The sequence below is a fragment of the Mesorhizobium sp. RSR565B genome, assembly GCF_054719465.1.
Map to the genome: position 1 here is coordinate 644015 of NZ_JBTTIE010000001.1, position 23157 is coordinate 667171.

Consider the following 23157-nt stretch of genomic DNA (forward strand, 5'->3'; position numbering starts at 1 on the left):
ATCACTTGGCCGGCTTGCTGCGCACCGGGTAGCCGTTGGGATGCGGCGGCACCGCCTTGAGATAGGCGGCTATTGCCGCGCGATCTCCCGGCGGCAGTTCGGCCATGTTGCGCTGCACGTCGACCATGGCGCCGCCTACCGAGTCGAAATCGGGGGTAAAACCGGTTTCGAGATAGTTGGCGATGTCGGCTTCCGACCAGTCACCGAGCCCGCCCTCGCCCGATGTGATGTTCGGCACGACGCCGCTGCCTTCGGCTGCCGGCGCGCCAGCCAGCCACTGGCTCTTCCTGGTGGCGCCGGTGACGTCGCGCGGCGTGTGGCATTCGCCGCAATGGCCGGGTCCCTCGACCAGATAGCGGCCGGCCAGTACCGGATCAGGCGTGCCATCGGCAAAGGCAATCACCGGCTCCTTGCTGAGATAGAGCCGCTTCCACAGGCCGAGGCCGCGACGGATGTTGAAGGGGAAACTCAGCGAATTGTCCGGCGCCTTGCCGGCCACCGCCGGCAGCGTCTTCAGGAACGCATAGAGATCGGCAATATCAGCCGGCTTCATGCGGGCGTAGGATGTGTAGGGGAAGGCCGGATAGAAATGCTCGCCCGACGGCGACACGCCCTTCAGCATGGCGTTGGCAAGGTCCTCGACCGTCCAGGCGCCGATGCCGTCCTTGGGATCCTGCGAGATGTTGGGCGGCACGAAGGTGCCGAACGGCGTCTTGAGCTCGAGGCCGCCGACCAGTTGCAAACGGCCGTCGCCTTGCGAGCCCGGCTTGGCGTGACAGGAGGTGCAGCCGCCGGCATTGAAAATGCGCTTCCCCCTGGCGGCGTCGCCGGGGCCGAGCTGCGCCAGGGTGCCAGTGTCGAGCTTGACCGGCGCCGACAGGAACCAGCCGGCGCCGGCACCGACGACGCCCAGGACAAGGGCGGCGCCGACAAATTTTTTCCACAAGGGCATTGCCCGGGATCAGCTCTTCTTCACCCGATAGGTCTTGTGGCAGGTGCCGCAATCACTGCCGAGCGTATCGATCTGCGCCTTCAGCGCATCGACATCGGCGGGTGCGGCGGCGACTGCGGCCCTGACGTCGGCGAGGTACTTGTCCTCGGTCGATTTGAAGCCCGCCATGTCTTCCCAGATTTTGGGCGAGGCGGTGGTATCACCGCTGTCGCTGCCGGCCGGGAACAGCGCGTCGACATCGAACTTCTCGGCATTGACTTGCAGCGCCTGCAGCGCCGTCAGCACGGCGGCGGCATCGAAGTCTGCCTCGCCCTTGGCGATTTTCGACAGGCCGCCGACAATCTTGCCGCGTTCCTTCATCAGTCCCTGTCGGTCGAGGATCGGGTCGGCAAAAGCCGCCGAGGCGGCGAGGCTGAGCATAGAGATGGCGATAACAAGCTTTCTCATTCAATTGGCTCCAGGATGATGAGGGGTCGCGACCTAACGTTAACGGAGGGCGGGCCGGGATTATTCCCTGTCCGCCGGCCGGATTCTGCCGAATTTTGTGTGCCTGCTGCTTCAGCTGAGAAAGAAAAGCCCCGGAGTACCGGGGCTTCTCTGGGTCGATCAGGCTTTCGCCTCTTCGTACATTTCAAGGACATGGTCCCAGTTGATGAGGCTGTCAACGAAGGCCTCGAGATATTTCGGCCGCGCGTTGCGGTAGTCGATGTAATAGGAATGTTCCCAGACATCGACGCCGAGGATCGGCGATGCGCCATGGACGAGCGGGTTCTCGCCGTTCGGCGTCTTGGAGATCGCCAGCTTGCCGTCCTTGACCGAGACCCAGGCCCAGCCCGAACCGAACTGCGTGGTGCCGGCGGCGATGAAGTCGGCCTTGAACTTGTCGTAGCCGCCGAGGTCGGCGTCGAAAGCCTTCTGCAGGGCGCCCGGAAGCTGGTTGCCGCCGCCGCCCTTCTTCATCCACTTCCAGAAATGGATGTGGTTGTAGTGCTGGGCTGCGTTGTTGAAGAGGCCGGCATTCTTGCCGAACGACTGCTTGACCACCTCTTCGACCGACAGATCGCCAAGGCCCGCTTCGGCGGCCAGCTTGTTGCCGTTGTCGACATAAGCCTTGTGGTGCTTGTCGTGGTGATACTCCAGCGTCTCCTTCGACATGTAAGGCTGCAAGGCCTCGTAGTCGTAGGGCAAGGCGGGCAATTCAAAAGCCATCGGTCATACTCCTCATGGAAAAATCCGGTGCGGATACCGGATTAAGATAGGGCTGCATTGATCTGGAACAACTCCGGAATGAAGCGCCAATTGCCTTTTAGCGGCTCAACCGGCGGAAGTCGAATGCGCCCATTCCCAATAAAGGTCGCGCGCTTTCTTGGCCACCGGCCCGGGCTGCAGATCGCGGTCCTCGATGCGGGTGATCGGCACGACCTTGGAATGATTTCCGGTCGAAAATATCTCGTCGGCTTCGAGAAAGTCGCGCACCGACAGCATCTTCTCCGTGGTCTTGAAGCCGTAATCGCCAAGCAGCGTCATGGTGCGCGAGCGGGTGATGCCGGACAGGAAGGTGCCGTTGGGCGCCGGCGTCAACACGTGGCTGTCCTTGACCAGGAAGATGTTCGAGGTTCCGGTCTCGGCGACATTGCCCAGCATGTCCAGCACCAGCGCATTGTCGAAGCCGCGTCCCTTGGCTTCGAGAATGGCGCGGCCATTGTTGGGATAGAGGCAGCCGGCCTTGGCATTGGTCGGCATGGTCTCGATGGTCGGCCGCCGGAACGGCGACACGGTGATCGAAAAGCCGGTCGGCGAGATCATCGGCGATTCGTAAAGGCAGAGGCAGAAACGGGTCGAGGCCGGATCGGCCGGCACGCCCATATAGCCGCCATGCTCGGCCCAGTACATCGGCCTGATGTAGACCGCTGTCTTGCCGTCGAACTTCTTCAGCCCGTCCCAGGTCAGTCCAACAATCTCATCGGCGCTCATCGACGGCGCGAGGCCGAGCGCGGTCGCCGATGCGTTCACCCTGGCGGCATGCAGCTCGAGATCGGGGGCGACGCCTTCGAACCAGCGGGCGCCGTCGAAGACGCTGGTGCCGAGCCACATGGCGTGGCTGCGCGGACCCAGAATGGCGACGTTGCCTTCGTACCAGTCGCCGTCGACGAAGGTCCATGTCGCCGATAGCGCCGCAGTCACCAGTGTCATTGTTCGGTTCCGCTTCAAAGCTGCCTGTGCCAAGCATTGGAAGATGCTTTGACCGGCGCCGTCAACCGGCATGGAGCGGTTTTTGTTGAGGCCAGAGCGCCCCAAGAAAGCGATCAAGACCACAATCGATGCTTGCACCTTGCGCCGCCTGCCCTCAAAACTGTCGCCATGCATTACGCGGCTTACGTTTTCGACGCCTATGGCACGTTGTTCGACGTGCACGCAGCCGTGCGCCGTCATGACGGCGAGATCGGCCCCGACGGCCCGCTGCTTTCGGAAATCTGGCGCGCCAAGCAGCTGGAATATTCCTGGGTGCGCACGCTGATGGGCGGCTATGCCGATTTCTGGCAGCTCACCGAACAGGCGCTCGATTTCGCCCTGCTCAAGGTTCCCTCCGCCGACAAGGGACTGAAGGCCAAGCTGCTCGAAGCCTATTGGCGGCTCGACTGCTATCCGGAAGTGCCGGCCGTGCTCAAGGCGCTGAAAGCATCCGGCGCCAAGCTCGCAATCCTGTCCAACGGCTCGCCCGAGATGCTGGAAGCGGCGGTCAAGTCGGCCGCCCTCGACCAGGTGCTGGACGATATCTTTTCGGTCGACGCCGTCAGGCGCTTCAAGACCGACCCGTCGACCTACGACATGGTGGCGACGGGCTGGCGACTCTATCCGGGCGCCGTCTCGTTCCAGTCGTCCAACCGCTGGGACGTCGCCGGCGCCACCAAATTCGGCTTTCGCACCGTATGGATCAACCGCGCCAACCAGCCCGAGGAATACCGGGATTTCCCGCCGGCGCTGATCCTGCCGTCGCTTGAAGGCCTGCTGACCGGCGGCTGATCACTCTGTTGCCTTCGAGCAACAGTGGCAGGGCGGTCACAGCTTCGCCTTTGTTTGTCCACCCTCAGGCCAGAATCGGAACCGCCTATCGCGTCAGGCATTGGGGGAGGCCGACCACTGCGCCGCTTGAAGGCATTCACGCTTTCTTGCGATTCGAGACTTAGAAAAGGCAACCATGTTGAAGACCGAAATCGACCCCTATCGCCTGAGCCGTCGCGGCTTTCTGAATGCTGCAGCCCTTGGCGCCGCTTCGATTGCGGTCTCCGCCTGCACCACCACCGGACCGGCGCCGGCGCCGGTCGAACCGCCACCGCCGACCTATGACGAGCCGCCGCTCGGCGACTATGCGACGATGTACGGCCCGATTTCCGACAGCGGGTTCGAGCTCCCGGCCATCCCGATCAAGAAGATGGACCCGCAGTTCCTGCGCCAGATCGTTCCCGATCCGACCGGCCAGCGGCCAGGCACCATCATCGTCGATACGACCAACCATTTCCTCTATCTGGTGCGCGAAGGCGGCCAGGCGATCCGTTACGGCGTCGGCCTCGGCCGCGCCGGCTTCGAATGGTCGGGAGACGCCGTCGTCCAGTGGAAGCAGAAATGGCCGAAATGGACGCCGCCCGATGAGATGGTTGCCCGCCAGCCTGAACTGGAAGAATACAGCGCCAAGAACGGCGGCATGCCCGGCGGCCTCAAGAACCCGCTCGGCGCCCGCGCGCTCTACCTGTTCCACGACAACGTCGACACGCTCTACCGCCTGCATGGCTCGCCGGAATGGAACTCGATCGGCAAATCCGTCTCGTCAGGCTGCGTGCGCCTGATAAATCAGGACATCATCGACCTCTACGACCGCGTGCCGTCGAAGAGCCCGGTCATCGTGACGTCCGACATCGGCCAGCCGATGGCGGCGAGCGCAAACCGCAGAGCCATCCCGATCGATGGCGGGGTGCCGGATGGCTCGGTCCTGCTCGGCCCGGTGACCTGATCGACTTCATCGATGCCATGAAGCGGCAGGTTCCGCTCCATGCGGCAAAGCTCGCCAGGATCCCGATAGCTTTACGCGAATGCCTGGGGTTCGCATCCAAGATGTGCAATGCCGGCAACAGGAGGCCAAAAAAGACGTCCAGACGAACCATGGAGCCGCTGCAATCGGGGCGGCCATGCCCTGTCAATCTCGACGCTGCTGTGTTTCGTTACCGATTGATGTATATTAGACGGGAGTATGATTGCAGAGACATACATTTCATTAGATCATTGATGGCGGGGGAACGCCGATGGTGGGATTTGATTTCGATAGTCCGCCTGCCGACGGCGCCGAGGCCAACCTGTCGGCCGAATGCGAGCGCCAATTGCTGCCGCTCGTCCGCGGAATTGTCGAGGCGGCGGTTGCCGCCGGGTGGAGCCAGGAAGACGTTCTTCTGGCCATGGTCGAGCTGTCCTGGGATCTGTACGAGAAACGCCGAGGCGATCTTTAGCAGGCCTGCGTGAGCCGGATAATTCCGTAGCGCCGGCCAAGCCAGGCCATGTTTTTCTCGCGCGAACTTTTTTCTTCACTTACAATGTTTTTTCTATCCACGGGATGCGCTACGCTGCCTTTGGGCAGGACTATGGGGGATACAAATTACCGTCCGGATTTCCGGGTTGGCTGTTTGCACGGCACGGAATTTCGATGGGCTGGCAAAGCGGCTGAGGCAAGGCTGAATGAAAAATGCGGGCGAGGTTCAGGAACGCAGCGCAGGCGCCGATCGGGTCGATCGGCACGCCCTCGGACATAATCCCCGAAAATGCCAATCCCAGAAGAGCAACCATGCGGGGGAGCGGGATATGCTCTGTCCGCAGCCCTGGATCGCTCCCGGAGGGTCGCCATCGCCGAAGTCGCCTACCTCGCGGGATTTTCGGATCAAGGCCATTTGGCCACCGCCATGAAGAAGCACAAGGGAAAGAAGCCATGATTCGGGCGATAACTGCTGCCGGATCGTCCGTGGCAATGACAGATAGTCGACCAGCTCTGTCAATGGCCGCGCGATCTATATTCGGAATACAATGCTGGATTGCGACGGCACACTATGCACAATAACTAGGCAGAATGGTAAGATAAGATCGGAAAATAGTCAGGTAGCCTTGGCTAAAAATTCAAACCTGTAAATTTATAGTCAAAATTCTGGTAAAATTTTCATTTGAGCTCAAATTCTTCTTTGCAATATAAAGCAGCATCTGTAGGATTCGAAGGAACGCCCAGGAGCAAACGTGAATTCTGGGCGCCTCGATACAGCACAGGATTGGATTGATCGGCGCAGCAGTGGCAGAGACGAAGATGCAACATAGAGGCAACGTCCAGGAAAGCGCCGGGACAGAGCGGCGGCGCGCGGATCGTCGCATCTTCGACGGAATTCCGGAAAGCGCGGGGCGCTACCTGGTCACGTTTCGAGGCGGCGCGGCTCATGTCGTTCATGGGCCGGGATCACACACATTCAAAGCGGCGGAACATTTCGCTTCGGTTCTGCTTACACCCTCACCAGGGATTGCGGCATCGCTGGGCAGCGACAAAGTCCACGAATACGACGGCGACGTCGGCATGATCATGATCGTCCCAGCCGACCTCGGCGGCAAGGTGACCCGGTCATCCACCACGGAAAGCGTAATCGTGGCGCTCACCCCCGAGAGTCTCTTCGAGCTGGCAACGCGTGAATTCGACACCGGCCATGCCGAGCTTCAGCCGCCGCCGTACGGGACCGTCGACTTCCAAGCGCTGCAACTCGCGCAGTTGCTGAAGGCGGAACTGACGGATCGGGAAACTCCAAACGAGTTCTATATCGATTCGTTGGTCACCATGTTCGGCGTCCATTTGCTTCGGAACTACGCAGGAGCGCGAAAGTTGCCACAAGCCCCAAAGGGCGGTCTGTCGAACCGCAGCGCCCGGCGGGTGCGCGAATTCCTGGAGGTAAATTTTTCCAGCAAAATCGCGGTGGCCGAGTTGGCCGCACTCTGTGGCCTTTCGCCGAGCCATTTCATCCTGGCATTCACCAAGACCTTTGGCGAGCCGCCGCACAAATACCTGCTGCGGCTGCGTCTCGATTTCGCCGAAAAACTTCTCATCGAGAGCGACCTGTCGATTGCGGAAGTCGCTCATCTCAGTGGATTCTCGGACCAGAGCCACTTGACAGTCACCATGTCCAGATACCGGAACAGAACCCCCAGGCAGGTGAAGCTGCAACGTTAACGACTGTTGCGGCGCGCATGATTGTCCGCGGCGATACCTCGATTGATCTTCAGTATAGTCGAAGGTTGTGTGGCAGAGCAGTCACAGTTGTCGCGCAGGGACCAAATACCGGATTTTCCTACAAAGATTCCGGATTATTCCAAAATACCTGCACCGCGAATGTGCTCATGGTCGCGATTGAAGTCATTTGGGGCGGGGGAGCAACCAGATGATACAGCATGTCGGATTGTCCCATGGACATTCAATTCGCGGAAATCGAGGTCTTCGCGCCTAAGGCCGAAGCGGCCTGGGCTGCACTGCAACGCCAATACGCCAGCCGGATCAGCGCTGCGGAACTCGACCATCTCCTGGCCTGTTTCGTGCTTGGACTGACCTCTCCGGCTTGTGGTGAAGGCGATCCGGGATTTCATTTCGATCTCTGCCGCGCGCTGGTGGCGGTAAACCTGCCGCCGGAACGGACGGAGGCTGCACTGCATGCGGTTCCAGAACCGACGCAGCCATGGGTCGCGAGCGCCTATCAGCTGATTGAAAAACAAGGCGCGAAGGTCGGTCTCTCGTTGCGGGAGAAGACGCGCAATTTCGAAGATTTTTTGGCCACCGAGGCGAATGGTGCGGCACATCAGAGCGCCTCGGCAATTGCGAGGAAAAACTAGCATGACCAAACGCGTCGAGGGGCGGAGAAGGATCGAACTTTCTTCAAGCTTTGTCGGAAACTGGATCGCGGGCGCGGCCGACAGCCGCTCGGTGCGGCGCCGCCTGATGGCGGTGCTGCGCAACGCGTGCCGCGTGCTCGGCATGCGACGCAAATGTCTGGGGCTTGGCACGCTGGGCAGCGGCAGAATTGCGGCAGCGGCGCTGGGTGCAATCGCATTCGGGAGCATCGCCACCCCGGCGTCCGCGCAGTATGCCGCCGGCGGCGGCACCGCGACGGCCAGTGGCTCAGTCGCTATCGGCCCGGCCGCGACGGCCTCTCAGCTCAATGCTGTTGCGATCGGGACCCGGTCTGTCGGGTCAACGCAATACGCAGTGGCAATCGGCCAGGATGCGCAGGCCACAGGCACCGGCGGCGCGGTGGCGATCGGCGGCGGCGCGATTTCAAACAACATCAATACGGTAGCCATTGGCGTTCAGTCCGACGCCACTGCGGCCGGGGCCAGCGCACTGGGCACAAACTCCCACGCTTCGGGATCGAACTCCACCGCGGTCGGTGTCGGCGCCACGGCCAGCAACAATTATGCGTTCGCCACTGGCTACGGGTCGGTAGCCAGCGCCCAATACGCATACGCCATGGGCTATCAGTCCAGTGCTAGTGGCCTGCGCGGTATGGCGCTTGGATATCAAGCAACCCAGAGCGGAATCGATTCCCTTGCCCAAGGTACCAACGCCAATGCAGGCAGTCAAAACGCCATCGCGATAGGCTTCCAGTCGGTCGCGTCCGATATCAACTCTATCAATATCGGCGCGCGCACCGTTGCGGGGTCAGGGGCCTTGGCCCAAGGCGCCATCGCCCTTGGCACGGATGTCACAGCAAATCAGCAAAACGCCCTTGCCATTGGCGTCCTGACCAAAGCAACGGGAACGAACGCCGCAGCGGTGGGTAGAGGAGCCAGTGCATGGGGCAACCAGTCCATCGCATTCGGCACGGGCGCGCAGGCGGGCGTTCAGGCCAACACGGCTGTGCCCAACAGCATCGCGATCGGTACCAATTCGCTCTCTTCGGGCGCTTTCGCCACGGCGATGGGTGCTACCTCGGTTGCGAGTGGCTCCGCCAGCACAGCGATCGGCAACACGGCTGTCGCCAGCGGCGCGAACGCCTCCTCATTCGGGTCCGGCGCGAATGCGACGGGAGACAATTCTCTTGCCGCCGGTGTCAGCGCCGCCGCTAGCGGGATTGCCAGCACCGCGCTCGGCATCGGCTCCAAGGCCAGTGCCACCAACGCCGTGGCGATCGGTAATGCTGCGGTCGCCAATTCCGCCGACGCGGTTGCCATCGGCACGGCCGCGACGGCCACGGGCGGCAAGGCTGTCGCCATTGGCGCCGGCAACACGGCTTACGGCAACGGCGCGGTCTCCATCGGCGATCCGAGCTATGCCAGCGGCACCGGCGCCTTCACCGGCGGCGCCAACAACATCGCCAACAGCGACGGCACGGCAACCGCCACAGCCGCAAACCAGGCCGCAGGCGCGGTTGCCATCGGCAACAACAACAAGGCCGTCGGGCAAGGCTCCGTGGCGCTGGGCAATGGCTCGACGGCGGGTGCAGCCGGCCTTGCCGGCAATGTCGCGCTGGGCAACGGCGCGACGGCGACGGCAAGCTCCGGCGACGTAGCGCTCGGTTCGGGCTCGGTGACCGCGACGGCGGTCGGCACCAGCGGCGCGACGATCGGCGGCACGGCCTACAGCTTCGCCGGCACGACGCCGACGAGCACTGTCAGCGTCGGCGCGCTCGGCGCGGAGCGGACCATCACCAATGTCGCGGCGGGCCGGCTCAGCAATTCGTCGACCGACGCCATCAATGGCTCGCAGCTCTTCGCCACCAACCAGCAGGTGACGCAGAACACGACGGCCATCGCCGCCAACACCGCCGACATCACCAATCTCGGCAACACGATCAACAGCATCAGCACCGGTGGCGGCATCAAGTATTTCCACGCCAATTCGACGGCGGCGGACTCGTCCGCAACGGGCACGGACTCCGTTGCTATCGGACCAGTCGCGACCGCGACGGGGACAAACGCCATCGCGGCCGGCACCAATTCGAGCGCCTCCGACGCCAACGCCTCGGCCTTCGGCAGCGGCGCCGTCGCATCGGCGCTTGACGCAACGGCGATGGGATACATCTCAAAGGCCTCGGGCCAATACAGCACCGCCGTCGGCGCCAATGCCAACGCCACAGCCACGTCCAGCACCGCGATCGGCCAGAACGCGTTTGCAACCGCCTTTCAAGCGACCGCTCTCGGCGTAGGAGCGAATGCCGGCGCCCAGAATGCAATCGCGCTGGGCGCCCTCGCCAACGCCAGCAACGCCGGCGACGTGGCGCTCGGCTCGGGCTCGGTAACCGCCGCGGCGGTCGGCACCGCCGGCACGACGATCGGCGGCGTCGCCTACAACTTCGCCGGCACGACGCCGGCAAGCACCGTCAGCGTCGGCGCGGTCGGCGCGGAACGCACCATCACCAATGTCGCGGCGGGCCGGCTCAGCAATTCGTCGACCGACGCGATCAACGGCTCGCAGCTCTTCGCCACCAACCAGCAGGTGACGCAGAATACGACCGACATCGCCGCCAACACCGCCGACATCACCAATCTCGGCAACACAATCAACAGCATCAGCACCGGCGGCGGCATCAAGTATTTCCATGCCAATTCGACGCTGGCGGATTCGCAGGCGCTGGGGACGGATTCCGTTGCCATCGGCCCGAATGCCGTGGCCAACAATGCCGGCGACGTGGCGATCGGCGCGAATGCGGTGTCGACCGTGACGACGGCGGTCGGCGGCACCACGATCGGCGGCGTTGCCTACACCTTCGCCGGAACCACGCCGGCGGGAGCGTTTTCGGTCGGCTCGGTGGGCGCGGAACGCCAGATCCAGAATGTCGCGGCCGGGCAGTTGAGCGGCTCCTCGACCGACGCGGTCAATGGTTCGCAGCTGTTTGCGACCAACCAGCAGGTGACGCAGAACACGACCGACATTGCCGCCAACACGGCTGACATCACCAATCTCGGCAATTCGATCAGCAACATTACCGGCGACACCTCGCTGGCCTACACCGACGCCAATGGCGACGGCATACGCTATGTGCGCACCAACGACCGGACGCTCGCCGTCGCGGACTCCTTCGCGCAAGGGATCGGCTCGTCCGCCCTCGGCTACCAGGCGACCGCGAGCGCCGACAATGCGCTGGCGCTCGGCCGCGACACCCAGGCCAGCGTCATAGGCGGCGTGGCGCTCGGCGCCGGCTCGGTTTCGGACCGGGCGGTCGCGCCCGTATCGGGATCGATCCTCTCCGGCACCGGCCTCATTCCCTACAACACCGCGGACATGAGCCTGCTCGGCGCCGTCTCGGTCGGCACCTCCACCTCCTATCGCCAGATCATCAACGTGGCCGACGGCACGCAGGACCAGGACGCGGTCACGCTTCGCCAGTTGAAGGGCGCGCTGAGCTCGTTCGCGGTGACCGGGAGCTTGTATTTCCATGCCAATTCGACGGCAGCGGACTCGCTCGCGGTCGGCGTCGATTCGGTTGCGGTCGGTCCGCGCACCACCGTCAACGGCGACAATGGCATCGGCATCGGCAACGGCGCCATCGTGCAGCAGACGGCGCCGGGAGGCATTGCGATCGGCCAGAACTCGACCGTCAACCAGGCCGACAGCATCGCGCTCGGCACCAACGCGACCACCAACGGAGCGCAGGCGGTGGCGCTCGGCGCCGGCGCAAAGGCCAACGAGCCGGGCAGCGTCGCGCTCGGCGCGGGCTCGACGACGGCGGCGGCGGTCGCCACCACCGGCACCACGATCAACGGCGTTGCCTATACCTTCGCCGGAACAGCTCCGACGAGCACGGTCAGCGTCGGCACCGTCGGCAACGAGCGCACCGTCACCAATGTCGCGGCGGGCCGGATCAGCGGCACCTCCACCGACGCCATCAACGGCAGCCAGCTCTTCGCCACCAACCAGGCGGTCGAAGCCATGCAGGGTAGCGTCGGCGACCTGAATCAGTTCGCCGTCCAGTACGACAAGGACGGGAACGGCAACAAGGCCAACTCGATTACCCTTGCCGGCGGCGACCCGAACACGCCGGTCGTCATCCACAATGTCGGGGCGGGCGTTGCCAACACCGATGCGGTCAATGTTCAGCAGTTCAACAGCGGTTTAGCACTCAACCTGGACAATTCGAAGAACTACACCAACCAGGTGGCGGCCACCACGCTGCAGCAAGCCAATGCGTATGCGGACTCCAAACTCAGCCAGCTCAACATGGACATGGGAGAGGTCAGGGGCGAGGCGCGCCAGGCTGCGGCAATCGGCTTGGCGGCCGGCTCGCTGCGCTACGACGATCGTCCCGGCAAGCTGAGCGTGGCCGCCGGCGGAGGCTATTGGCGCGGTGAAGGCGCCCTGGCCTTCGGCGCCGGCTACACCAGCGAGGAAGGACGTGTTCGAGCGAACCTGTCCGGTACGACGGCAGGCGGACACTGGGGTGTCGGCGCGGGCGTCAGCCTTACGCTGAACTAGAGCCCGGCCATGATCAGGCAGGCAGTCCTTGCTGTCGCGATATCCATGACGTCAATGCTCCTGTCCGGCCCGTTAGCGGCCGGGCAGGAAGCAATCCCTTCCGGCTACAGGGTAAAACCTTCCGACGTAGCGATCCCTGCGGATGCGAAGCTTGGCGAATATCAACGGACCACCCGTCCGTTCGAGAACTGGACGCTGATCTGCGACGAGAACCTGAAGGCGCGCCAAAAGGTCTGCAATGTCACCCAGATCATCGAGGACCAGGCAGGACAGGTTGCGTTCAGCTGGTCGCTTGCCGCCACCAAGGAAGGCAACCCCTACATGATCTTGCGCGCCCCGCCGATCGCCAAGAGCGACGCTCCTGTCTCGCTGACGTTCGAGGGGCGCAAGGAGCCGATAAAAATTCAACTCGACGGATGCAATCAGGCCGTCTGCGTCGGCATGCTGCCGGTTGGTCCGATCATGCGCGAACAGATTTCGAAGGCCGCGGCATCCGTCATCTCCTTCCCGACCACGGATGGCAGGACGATCAACGTAACCGCGACCCTCAAGGGCTTGGCCGCGGCCGTTGCGGCGATCAATTGACGAGGCAATCGCGATGAACCAGCAATCGATCCATGACCGGATAATGTCCCGCAACCAGGGAAAGGATGCTGTCCGGGTCGGCATCGAAGACCGGAGCAGACCGCAACGAAACCGCGCGAGGACCGCTGTCTTCTCGTTGCTCGCCATTGCCGTCGTCGCCACGGCCGGCTTCGCGGCCATGCGCTACGACCTGCTCCACAATTTATTGCCGCAGCCGGCGGTCGCGGAGACCAACCAGCCCAATCCGGCCCTGGCCGAGACGCCATTTCTGCAACACGCCAAAGAGGCAGGCTTGCAGTCTTGTTCCAACATTTTCCCAGCCCTTGGGCAGATGCTGACAACCGGCACGACGTACAGCGTCCAGTCGATCTGGAACAACGAGGCCCCCGACAAACACCTCGTGGAAGCCCTGGTCGGCATGAACTACGCCACGCAGGGCTACAGCGGCCCGGCGGCAGGCCTGGTGTTCGCAGCACCCACCGCATCCGTTTGCGAAGGTACGATGGTCAGGGTGGCGCCATTCGCGGCCAATTGCGCCGATGTTCCGGCCCTGCTTCCGAAAGACAGCAAGCTCGCCAACAATCTTGGACAAATCAGCGTCTATGAACTCGCCAATGGAGGGGGCAACGCGATGCTGCTGCCAACCGGCAACAGCTGCGTCGTCATTTCCGTGGCCTCGGCAGCAGGTAAACAAGGAGGCGTACAATGAGGGTGAATTCCGCCATTGCGGCGATTGGTATGCTGTTGCTTTGCGCCGGACGGCTGGGCGCGGCGGACCTCGCCCCGGCGGCGGACGTGCCCGAGCCGCCGGCCCAGGAGGAGAGAGGCATCTGGGCGGCGATCGCCTATTCGAGCCCCGACGAGAAGCACGGCTTCTTTTGGGGCGCCGACAAGCGGCAGGAGGCGATGGACATCGCGCTGAAGCATTGCCAGAACGCCGGCGGCGGCAGCTGCGCCGTGGTCAGCGTATTCCGCAATCATCGCCATTGGGACGATGACGACAATACCGGCTTTCCCTACAAGCATTGCGGCGCCCTCGCCGTAGGCGAGAAGCCGGAAGGGCGGCTGACCAGTTGGGGCGCCGAGACGGCGCAAACACGCCGGGATGCCGAAGACCTGACACTGCAGGCGTGCGAGCGGAACGGACAAAAATGCAAGATCCGCGAGTGGGTGTGCACATGACGCATCAGAGCGAAGCAGCGGAACGCCAATCGAGGCGCATGTTTGCACTCAGTGTAGCGCCGTGCTCAAGCGGGGTCAGCCCTTTGCCGTGATGCGCATCGACGGTATGCGACACCGGCTCGAAGCAGAAGAAATCGGCATCCTGCGACGGCGAATAGAGGATGAAGACGTCGAGCAATGGCGAGGCGGTGAGCGAGATGGCGATCCTGTCCTCGGGCCGGGTGATCCTGGCGCGGCGGTCCCAGCCGTCGAAGGCGTTGTTGACCCAGCTTCGCGGCAACAGGGAGGCGTTCGAGAAATTCCACGCGGGGTAATCGGCCACCGGCGCCACGCCGACCGGCAGATGATGCTTGTCCTCCAGCCAGACCCGCGCCGCCTTCGCCTCGAGCGTCGTTCCGGCGCTGCGCGGGAACCACGGATGAAAGCCGAGCCCGTAAGGCAGGCGAATGCCGGTGCGATTCTCCACCGTGAGCGTGGCATCCAAGGCCCCGTCATGCAGCGCATAGGCGACCCGCGCCGTATATCGGTAGGGGCCGATTTCACCGGCGTCGAGGACCAGTTCTGCCTCGGTGGCGCTGTGGCTGGCAATCCGCCACTCCCTCTGGAAGCCGTCGCCATGGATTGGAAAGGCCTCCCCCGGCACGTTCGGCTCGATCGCATGGAAGCGGCCGTCGAAGGCGAAACCGCCGCCTGAGATGCGGTTCGACCAGGGAACCAGAAGCTGGCAGCCGGAGGCGCCGGTGCCATCGTCGGGGCGGAGCAGCGGCACCGTTGCGCCGCCGACCAGTGCATCGAAGCGGGCGATCGCCGCGCCCTTTTGCGGCGCCAGGACCAGACGGGCGCGGTCGTCGCGCAGTTCCAGGAGGCCGGCCATCCCTTACCAACCGCCGTCGATGGCGATATTTTGGCCGCTGATCATGTCCGAGGCGGGCGATGCGAGGAACAGTACGAGATCGGCAACGTGATGCGGCTCGATGCGCATCTTGAGCCCCTGGTTCTCCAGGATCCACTCGTTGTATTGCGCCAGCCGGTCGCCGAACACCCGCGCCTCGGCCTCCGAAACAACCGCGCCCGGGGACACGGCGTTGACCCGGACGCCGTGCGGCCCAAGCTCCCGCGCCAGCGATTTGGTCAGACCCAGCATCGCGCCCTTGGACGCGACATAGGGCACGTAGCCGTCCCAGCGGCCGTTGAGCGTGATGGAGCAGAAATTGACGATCTTGCCATAGGCCTTCGCCTTCATCGCCGGCGCGCAGGCCCGCGCCAAGGCGAAGGCGGCCGAAGAGTTGACACGGATCTGATCCTCATACTCGGTCAGCGAGAATTCTTCGAACGGCCGGTTGATGATCAGGGCAGCGTTGTTGATCAAGACGTCGATGCCCCCTTCCCTCGCCGCCAGCGCCGCCACCGTAGCCTCCGCCTCCGCAAGCCGGTTGAGGTCGCAGCCGACAAAGGCGACGTTGCCGCCTGTCTGCACGGCCATTTCCGAGGCAATCCCTGGCCCGTCTTCGCTATCGGGGCGATCGAGCACCAGCACGCGCGCGCCGGCCCGCGCCAGCGTCACCGCCTGGGCACGGCCGAGCGAGCCAAGGCCGCCGGTCAGAAGCACGACGCGATCGGCAAGGGCTTTCATTGCCGCCACCTCTTACAGAACGCCGTGGACTTCACCGATCGAGGTCTCCGCGACCCGCTTGTCCAGCACGATTTCGCCGCGCGCCATCGCCACGACGCGGTCGCAGCATTCGAAGACATGATGCATGTTGTGGCTGATGAAGACGCCGGTGATGCCTTGCTCTTTCAGGCCACGCACGAAGCCGATCACCTTCCTCGTCTCCTTGACGGAGAGATGGTTGGTCGGCTCGTCGAGGATCATCACCTTCGACTTGAAATGCATGGCCCGGGCGATGGCGACGCCCTGCCGCTGGCCGCCGGAAAGCTCGCCGACAAGGGCATCCGGCGAGCGCAGGTGCAGATCGACATTGGCAATCGCGCGGATGCTTTCGCTGGCCATCTTCTTCTGATCGAGCAAGCCGACGCCGAAGACCGAAAACCGGGTCGGCTCGCGGCCGATGAACAGGTTCCTGGCGATCGACATGGTCGGTACCATGGAATTGTACTGGTAGATCGTCTCGATGCCGAGATCCATCGCATCGCGCGGCTTGGCGATGCGGACAGTCCTGCCCTCGACCTTGATCTCGCCCTGGTCCGCCGTGTGGACGCCGGAGAGGATGTTGATGAGGGTCGATTTGCCGGCGCCATTGTCCCCAACCAGGCCAAGCGCCTCGCCCCGGGTGAAGTCGAGCGTCACCCCTTTCAGCGCATGGACGCCGGAATACCATTTGTGAAGGTTGTGCACGGAGATGATCGCGTCGGCCATCGCTCAATCCTCCATCTTGATGGCCTTGGCGCGCTTGCGCATCCAAGCATTGGCGACGACGGCGAATATGGTCAGGAAGCCGATGGCAAACTTGAACCAATTGGCGTCGACATGGCTGAGCACGAGGCCGTTGTCGATGACGCGGATAAGCGTCGTGCCGATGATGCCGCCCATCACGGTGCCGATACCGCCGGCGAGCGAAGCGCCGCCAATGACGGCGGACGCCACCGCCTGCAGTTCCATGCCCTCGCCGATCGAAGGCAAGGGCGAGCCCAGCCGCAGCACTTGCAGCATGCCGGCGAAGCCGGAGAGCATCGAACAGAGCATGAAACAGATGATCTTGACCCTGGTGGTCGGGATCCCCATCGCGGCGGCGGCCGGCGGGAAGCCGCCGGTGGCCTTGATCCAGTTGCCGAAATTGGTGCGCGAAAGCATCAGCGAGGTCAGCACCGCAATGCCGGCAAACCAGAGGAAGGACATGCGGAACATGTTGCCGGGGCCCACGAAGGATGTGAACAGCCAGTTCGGCAGGTCGGCAGGCAGCAGCGGCGGGAAGCCGCCCGAAACGACGACGGTGAGCGAGCGCGCCATGAACAGCATGCCGAGCGTGGTGATGAAGCTCGGTATGGCGAAGCGGATGGTGATGTAGCCGTTGATGAAGCCGATGGCGGCTGCGACAAGCAGTCCGGCGAGCAGCGCCAGCGGGAACGGGGCGTCGTGCACCATCAGCACCGCCATCGTCATCGGCATCAGCGCGAACACCGAGCCGACGGAGAGGTCGAACTCGCCACTGATCATCAGGATGGTGACGCCGATGGCAACAAGGCCGGCCTCCGGCAGGATGCCGAGAATGCCGCGAAGATTGTCCTGGTTGAGGAACACGCCATGCGAGCGGATCTGGAACACGATGATCAGCAGCAAGAGCAGGATCAGACCGGCCAGCTCCGGCTTTTCGAGATAGGTCTTGAACAGACGCTTCACGTCAGGCTCCAGGAATTCGAACTTCTGTTGAGGCATCGGCGGCGCGCGGGCGCCGCCGATGCAAAACCGCTCATCGGCGCTGCGCTGTCAGCGCATTCCCTGGGCGGAAAGCGCCATGATCGCATCGGCTTCGTTCGGCCGCACGATGCCCTGGCCGGTGTCGATGTCGGAAGGCGCCAGGCCGATCTTCTTGTTGAGATAGGCCTCCATCACCGGCATGAAGCCCTGCATGTAGGGCTGCTGGTCGACCAGCGCCTGCACGTAGCCCTTCTGCATCTGCTGCAGCACTTCGGGCACCAGGTCGAAACCGCCGAGCAGGACCTTGCCCGGCGCTACGCCGCGATCCTGCAGCACGCGGGCGACACCGGCGCACCAGAATCCGGTGTCGAAATAGGCGGTGGTGTCCGCATGGGCGTTGAGATAGGCGCCGACGCGGTCGGAGGTGACGGCAAGGTCGGTGCCGCTGTCGATGCGCTCCCACGACACATCGCGGTCGGCATGCGCGGCCTTGTATTCCTCAAGGAACTGCATCACGCCGGCGCCACGGCTCTCGGACCAGTTCTGGCCGGGCGCCGAGATGCCAACCAGCACCTTGATCGGGCCATCCTTCGGGAAGCTTTCGGATATAGCCTTGGCGAGCGAATAGCCCGCCGGCTTGAAGCCCTGCCCGACGAAGGCCTGGCGCGCATTGCCCTTGGCGCCTTCGGTGTCGTCGACATTGACGGCGATCACGAGCACGCCGGCATCGCGCGCCTCCTTGATGACGTCATCGAAAGCATGGTCGTCGACGATCGAGGTCAGCAGCGCGTCGGGCTTGGCGGCAAGGGCCGCGCGCATGTTGGCGACCTGCTGTTCGATCGAACCCTCGGTCTGGGTGAAGACCATGTTGCAGCTGGCCTCGACCTTGGCGCAGCCGTCGTCAAAACCCTTCTTCACCGCCTGCCAGAAGGTGTTCGATGCCGACGAATGGTGGGTGAAGACGATGTTCAACCCGTTGGCACGCGCGGCGGTCTGGGCGCCGAAGATAGCGACGCCAAGCAGAAGTGTTGCAGTCAGTTTTCTCATTTCAATTCCTCCCTTTGGATTTCCTAGATGTCGGTCTTGTCGGAGACGCGGCGCTGGACGGTGTAGGCCTTGCCGAGGTCGGGGTTGAGCGCCAGCCCCAGGCCCGGTCCAGGCGGCACGGTGATCATGCCGTTCTTCACTTCCGGCAGCGCCGTCACCAGGTCCCGGTACCAGGTGCGGTAGAAGGCGCGCACGCTCTCCTGCACCAGCGCATTGGGCGCATTGAGCGACAGATGCGTCGAGGCGGCGAGCACGACCGGACCGGTGCAGTCATGTGGCGCGACCGGCAGTCGCCAGGCCTCCGCCATCGCGGCGATCTTGCGCGCCTCCGACAGGCCGCCGCACCAGGAGATGTCGAGCATGACGATGCCGGCAGCCCCGGTTTCGAGCAGGTCGCGGAAGGCCCAGCGGCTGCCCAGTGTCTCGGAGGCCGAGATCGGCGCCGGGCTCACCGCCTCGTAGCGTTTCAAGTCACCGAGGCTGTCCATGCGGATCGGGTCCTCGTGCCAATAAGTGGCATAAGGTTTCAGCGCGCCGGCGATCTTCATGGCCGGCAAAAGCTGCCACATCGAATGGAACTCGACCATGATGTCGATCTTGTCGCCGACGGCGCGGCGGATCTTCTCGAACGGCTGCAGCGCCGATTTCAGGTCGGCCGCCGAGATGTCATTGCCACGCGTCTTTTCGGCGGCGTGATCGAACGGCCAGATCTTCATGGCAGTGATGCCGTCCTCGAGCAGTTCCTCGGCCAACTCGCCGGCGCGGTTGAGGAAGCCGTTGAGATCGTCGTAGTCGCGCCCGGCGCCGATGCCGTAATTGGCCGTCGTCTGGCCCTTGGCGTCCTTGATGTATTCGGTGCCGGCGCAGGTGTTGTAGGTGCGGATGGAGCGACGGCTGAAGCCACCCAGAAGCTGAGCGATCGGCTGGCCTGTGACCTTGCCGAAAATGTCCCACAGCGCGATGTCGAAGGCCGAATTTCCGCGCACCTCCGCGCCGCTGGAGCGGAAGCCGAGATAGCCGACAAGGTCGGCGGATAAAAGGTCGATCTCGAGCGGATCGCGGCCGATCACGCGTGGCGCGACATATTCGTGCAGATACGCTTCGACGGTGCGCGACAGGAAGAAGGTCTCGCCGAGCCCGGTGATGCCCTCGTCGGTATGGACCTCGACCCAGAGAAGGTTGGGCCGCTCCTCGATGCGAATGGTCTCGATCGCGGTGATCTTCATGTCAGGCGATTCCCGCGTCGAGGAGCGCCTTGACGCTCTTGTCGAAATGTTGCGCCATGTGCTCGACGGCGAGCCGCGGATCGCCCTTGAGGATCGCCTCGGCTATGTCCTCGTGCCCCTTGATCATCTTGAGCTGGTCTTCGCTGGAGGGGCGTGTCCGCCAGCCGATCACCCAGGTGCGGCGCGTGACCCCGCTGAAGGCGGTGACGATCAGCGAGAAGACCGGGTTGTGCGAGGCCGCCGCGATCGCCTCGTGAAAGGCGATGTCGTGCTCCATGACGATCTCAGGGTGCTGGAAATTCTCACGCATCAGCCTGGCGGATTGCGCGATTGCCGCGGCTTCCGCCTCGGTGCGGCGGAGCGCCGCCAGCGCCACGGTGCGCATCTCGATCGTGCGTCTGACATCATAGACCTGATGCACGCTGATCTGCTGCGTGGTGATGCCGTGCTCGATCACCATCGACATGGCGCCGGTGTCGAGCTTGGCGACGGTGGCGCGGCGCCCGGCGCTCATGTCGATCAGGCGCATTGCAGAAAGCGACCGGAACGCTTCGCGCACGACGGTTCGCGAGACATTGAGCTGGCGCGTCATGGCCGCTTCGCTGGGCAGCGGATCGCCGGCCGCAAGGCCCTCCGAGCGAATGTGCTGGGTGATCGCCTGGATCGCCGTGCTCACAAGGCCGGGATTCGGCTCAGCCGCTGTCTCTGTCGGATCCTGCATGTCTCTCCCTAAACCTGTATGACAGGTTGTTATTCAGTTGCTGATAATTCATCCGAAAGATATATGTCAAGCGTGTTCTGGATGCGCTGGTCTGGAGGAACCGCATGGACGATATGAACGCTGGCCTGCTCTTCGATGCGCGTGATGTCGTCGGCGAGAGCCTGATCTGGGACGACCGCTGCGACCGGCTGGTCTGGATCGACATTATCGGCCGCAGGATCCACAGACTGGATCCGCTGACCTCAGTTCACGAGTCCTGGGAGACACCCGATCTGGTCACCTCGATCGGCCTGCGCACCGATGGCGGCGCCATTGTCGGCCTCAGGAACGAGATTGCCTTGTGGGACTTCGGCGGGAAGTTCCGAACGATTGCGACGATCGAGCCGGACAGACCCGACATCCGGCTGAATGAAGGCGTCATCGCGCCCGATGGGTCATTCTGGGTCGGCACGATGGCCAACAACATCGGACCGGATGATGCGCCCGTCGCCATCACGCAGGAGGCCGGGCAGCTGTTTCGGGTTGCTCCCGACGGCCGCGTGACGCGCCTGTCCGACGACCGCTTTGGCATCACCAACACCATGGCATGGACACCGGACGGTCGCTTCATCACCGCCGACACAATGAAGAACGAACTCTACAGCTATGCTTGGGACAGGACCGCATCGCGGCTTGAACACCGGCGCCGGTTTTTCGGGGCCTTCGAGCGGGGCCTGCCCGACGGCTCCTGCATGGACGCCGAAGGCTACATCTGGAACTGCCGGGTCGTCGGCGGCAGCTGCCTTGCTCGCATCGCGCAGGACGGCCGACTGGATCGGATCGTCGAACTACCCTGCTCCTGGCCGACAAGCTGCGCCTTTGGCGGCGCCAAACTCGATACGCTGTTCGTCACCTCGGCGCGCTTCACGATGACGGCGGAGCACCTTGACGCGCATCCGAACGAGGGCGGCGTTTTTGCGCTCCGGCCGGGAGAACGAGGCCGACCGAGCAACCGTTTTGGTTAGGTGCCCGCCATGCGGCATTCTTGCGGGCTGATGCCTTTTACCGCCCCCTGGACAGGCTGCCCAGAATCCCGCGCACGATCGCGCGGCCGACCGACGAGCCGACCGAGCGCACCACCGCTTTGATCGCGGCTTCGGCCACCGTCTGGCGGTTGGACGGCCGTGGTGCAGGGGCGCGGCGACCGCCTGATTGCTGCGGCGGCGGATCGTCATTGCCGAAGCCCGGAATGGTCCAGCGCGAGCGCCCGCTGTCGGCCTGCTGCGCCTGCTCGTCCTGCGCATCCCTGGCTTTCTTCTGCAGCATCTCGAAGGCCGATTCGCGGTCGATGGTCTGGTCGTACTGGCCGGCGACCGGGCTCTGGTCGATCAGCTTGCGGCGCTCGTCCGCTGTGATCGGGCCAAGCCTAGACGATGGCGGCCGGATCAATGTCCGCTGCACCATGGACGGCACGCCCTTGACCTCCAGCGTCGAGACCAGCGCCTCGCCGGTGCCGAGCTGGGTGATGGCGGTGGCGCAGTCGAAATCGGGATTGGGCCGGAAGGTGTCGGCGGCGGTCTTGACCGCCTGCTGCTCACGCGGCGTATAGGCGCGCAGCGCGTGCTGCACACGGTTGCCGAGCTGGGCGAGAACCTTTTCAGGGATGTCCAAAGGGTTCTGCGTGACGAAATAGACACCGACGCCTTTCGAACGGATCAAGCGAACCACCTGCTCGACGCGGTCGATCAGCACCTTCGGCGCATCGTCGAAAAGCAGATGCGCCTCGTCGAAGAAGAACACCAGCTTCGGCCTTTCGGGATCGCCGACCTCGGGCAATTCCTCGAACAGCTCCGACATCAGCCAGAGCAGGAAGGTGGCGTAGAGCCTGGGGTTCATCATCAATCTGTCGGCAGCGAGCACGCTGATGGCGCCGCGGCCGTCGCGGGTGGTGCGCATGATGTCGGCGATGCGCAAAGCCGGTTCGCCGAAGAAATGCGCCGCGCCCTGCTGTTCCAGCACCAGAAGCGTGCGCTGGATTGCGCCGACCGACGGCTTGGTGACATTGCCGTAGCGCGAGCTGATCTCGTCGGCGCGCGCTGCGATGTTGGCCAGCAGTGCTTGCAGATCCTTCATGTCGAGCAGCAGCAGGCCATCCTCATCGGCGATGCGGAAGGCGATGTTCATGATGCCTTCCTGCGCTTCGGAGAGGTTCATCAGCCGCGACAGAAGCAGCGGCCCCATTTCCGAGACGGTGGCGCGGATCGGATGGCCCTGCTCGCCGAACAGGTCCCAGAAGATGACCGGGAATTCCTGGAAGTCGTAAGGGTCGAGCTTGACCTGCTCGGCCCGCTTGACCAGGAAATCCTGCGCCTTGCCCATCATGGCAATGCCGGACAGGTCGCCCTTGATATCGGCGCAGAACACACGCCGGCATTGGAAAACCCCTCGGCCAGGATCTGCAGGCTGACTGTCTTGCCGGTGCCGGTGGCGCCGGTGATCAGGCCATGGCGGTTCCCATATTGCAGCAAGAGCTGTTCGGCGCGCTGATAGCTGTCGTCGGGCTTGCGGCTGGCGCCGAGGAAAATGCAGGTGTCGTCAGCCATATGACCATGT

At 63.6% G+C, this 23157-nt stretch carries 21 protein-coding genes and 1 pseudogene; 10 read left to right on the forward strand and 12 right to left on the reverse strand.

The window, feature by feature from the left end; translation table 11 throughout:
• Position 1: 1 nt before the first annotated feature.
• The 4 genes from ACYG9R_RS03270 to ACYG9R_RS03285 form a co-directional block, all read right to left on the reverse strand.
• Positions 2 to 952, reverse strand: a complete 951-nt coding sequence (locus tag ACYG9R_RS03270) for a cytochrome c (RefSeq protein WP_023824208.1) — start codon at positions 950 to 952, stop codon at positions 2 to 4.
• Positions 953 to 961: 9 nt separating this feature from the next.
• Positions 962 to 1399: a c-type cytochrome gene (locus ACYG9R_RS03275; RefSeq protein WP_023824209.1), complete on the reverse strand. Its 438-nt coding sequence runs from the start codon at positions 1397 to 1399 to the stop codon at positions 962 to 964.
• Positions 1400 to 1558: 159 nt separating this feature from the next.
• The gene (locus ACYG9R_RS03280) at positions 1559 to 2161 is read right to left on the reverse strand and encodes a superoxide dismutase (RefSeq protein WP_023699276.1); all 603 of its coding nucleotides are present in this window, start codon (positions 2159 to 2161) and stop codon (positions 1559 to 1561) included.
• Between the two features lie 105 nt (positions 2162 to 2266).
• Complete coding sequence (locus ACYG9R_RS03285; protein ID WP_023692793.1) at positions 2267 to 3145, reverse strand: branched-chain amino acid aminotransferase; 879 nt, start codon at positions 3143 to 3145, stop codon at positions 2267 to 2269.
• A 168-nt stretch (positions 3146 to 3313) separates the two neighbouring features.
• Here ACYG9R_RS03285 and ACYG9R_RS03290 point away from each other — a divergent pair, with 168 nt between their 5' ends.
• The 9 genes from ACYG9R_RS03290 (at position 3314) to ACYG9R_RS03330 (ending at position 14195) form a co-directional block, all read left to right on the forward strand.
• Positions 3314 to 3976: a haloacid dehalogenase type II gene (locus tag ACYG9R_RS03290; RefSeq protein ID WP_023673689.1), complete on the forward strand. Its 663-nt coding sequence runs from the start codon at positions 3314 to 3316 to the stop codon at positions 3974 to 3976.
• A 175-nt stretch (positions 3977 to 4151) separates the two neighbouring features.
• Entirely contained in the window at positions 4152 to 4961 is an 810-nt protein-coding gene (locus tag ACYG9R_RS03295) for a L,D-transpeptidase (RefSeq protein ID WP_023692792.1), read from the forward strand.
• 289 nt (positions 4962 to 5250) lie between these two features.
• Positions 5251 to 5451 (forward strand): hypothetical protein, encoded by a 201-nt coding sequence (locus ACYG9R_RS03300; protein WP_023684556.1) that lies wholly within the window; start codon positions 5251 to 5253, stop codon positions 5449 to 5451.
• An 809-nt stretch (positions 5452 to 6260) separates the two neighbouring features.
• Positions 6261 to 7196: a helix-turn-helix domain-containing protein gene (locus tag ACYG9R_RS03305; protein WP_306413643.1), complete on the forward strand. Its 936-nt coding sequence runs from the start codon at positions 6261 to 6263 to the stop codon at positions 7194 to 7196.
• Positions 7197 to 7429: 233 nt separating this feature from the next.
• Positions 7430 to 7849, forward strand: coding sequence for a hypothetical protein (locus ACYG9R_RS03310; RefSeq protein ID WP_023673694.1), 420 nt, complete (start codon positions 7430 to 7432; stop codon positions 7847 to 7849).
• Position 7850: 1 nt separating this feature from the next.
• Positions 7851 to 12428, forward strand: a complete 4578-nt coding sequence (locus tag ACYG9R_RS03315; RefSeq protein WP_023824210.1) for a YadA-like family protein — start codon at positions 7851 to 7853, stop codon at positions 12426 to 12428.
• Between the two features lie 9 nt (positions 12429 to 12437).
• Positions 12438 to 13013: an invasion associated locus B family protein gene (locus ACYG9R_RS03320; protein WP_023670757.1), complete on the forward strand. Its 576-nt coding sequence runs from the start codon at positions 12438 to 12440 to the stop codon at positions 13011 to 13013.
• A 13-nt stretch (positions 13014 to 13026) separates the two neighbouring features.
• Positions 13027 to 13722 (forward strand): hypothetical protein, encoded by a 696-nt coding sequence (locus ACYG9R_RS03325; RefSeq protein WP_023727661.1) that lies wholly within the window; start codon positions 13027 to 13029, stop codon positions 13720 to 13722.
• Positions 13719 to 14195, forward strand: coding sequence for a DUF4189 domain-containing protein (locus tag ACYG9R_RS03330; protein WP_023687219.1), 477 nt, complete (start codon positions 13719 to 13721; stop codon positions 14193 to 14195). The genes ACYG9R_RS03325 and ACYG9R_RS03330 overlap by 4 nt, the downstream gene beginning before the upstream one ends.
• Positions 14196 to 14199: 4 nt before the next feature.
• On the opposite strand, the gene ACYG9R_RS03335 is transcribed toward ACYG9R_RS03330, so the two are convergent.
• The 7 genes from ACYG9R_RS03335 to ACYG9R_RS03365 all read right to left on the reverse strand — a co-directional run bounded on the left by ACYG9R_RS03335 (position 14200) and on the right by ACYG9R_RS03365 (position 20565).
• A complete protein-coding gene (locus tag ACYG9R_RS03335) occupies positions 14200 to 15069 on the reverse strand; it encodes an aldose 1-epimerase (RefSeq protein WP_023702211.1) in 870 nt (289 codons plus the stop codon).
• Between the two features lie 3 nt (positions 15070 to 15072).
• The gene (locus ACYG9R_RS03340) at positions 15073 to 15828 is read right to left on the reverse strand and encodes an SDR family oxidoreductase (protein WP_023747504.1); all 756 of its coding nucleotides are present in this window, start codon (positions 15826 to 15828) and stop codon (positions 15073 to 15075) included.
• Positions 15829 to 15840: 12 nt separating this feature from the next.
• Complete coding sequence (locus ACYG9R_RS03345) at positions 15841 to 16572, reverse strand: ATP-binding cassette domain-containing protein (protein ID WP_023702212.1); 732 nt, start codon at positions 16570 to 16572, stop codon at positions 15841 to 15843.
• Between the two features lie 3 nt (positions 16573 to 16575).
• Positions 16576 to 17553, reverse strand: a complete 978-nt coding sequence (locus ACYG9R_RS03350; RefSeq protein WP_023702213.1) for an ABC transporter permease — start codon at positions 17551 to 17553, stop codon at positions 16576 to 16578.
• A gap of 87 nt (positions 17554 to 17640) precedes the next feature.
• Complete coding sequence (locus tag ACYG9R_RS03355) at positions 17641 to 18618, reverse strand: sugar ABC transporter substrate-binding protein (RefSeq protein WP_023692778.1); 978 nt, start codon at positions 18616 to 18618, stop codon at positions 17641 to 17643.
• A gap of 23 nt (positions 18619 to 18641) precedes the next feature.
• Positions 18642 to 19844 carry a mandelate racemase/muconate lactonizing enzyme family protein gene (locus ACYG9R_RS03360; protein WP_023702214.1) on the reverse strand — a complete coding sequence of 401 codons (1203 nt, stop codon included), beginning with the start codon at positions 19842 to 19844 and terminating at the stop codon, positions 18642 to 18644.
• Between the two features lies 1 nt (position 19845).
• Positions 19846 to 20565: a FadR/GntR family transcriptional regulator gene (locus ACYG9R_RS03365; RefSeq protein WP_023747506.1), complete on the reverse strand. Its 720-nt coding sequence runs from the start codon at positions 20563 to 20565 to the stop codon at positions 19846 to 19848.
• Positions 20566 to 20669: 104 nt separating this feature from the next.
• Between ACYG9R_RS03365 and ACYG9R_RS03370 the strand changes: the two genes are divergently transcribed.
• Positions 20670 to 21569 (forward strand): SMP-30/gluconolactonase/LRE family protein, encoded by a 900-nt coding sequence (locus tag ACYG9R_RS03370; RefSeq protein ID WP_023702216.1) that lies wholly within the window; start codon positions 20670 to 20672, stop codon positions 21567 to 21569.
• Positions 21570 to 21606: 37 nt separating this feature from the next.
• On the opposite strand, the pseudogene ACYG9R_RS03375 reads toward ACYG9R_RS03370, so the two are convergent.
• Positions 21607 to 23147, reverse strand: a pseudogene (locus tag ACYG9R_RS03375) (helicase HerA-like C-terminal domain-containing protein).
• Positions 23148 to 23157: the final 10 nt, after the last annotated feature.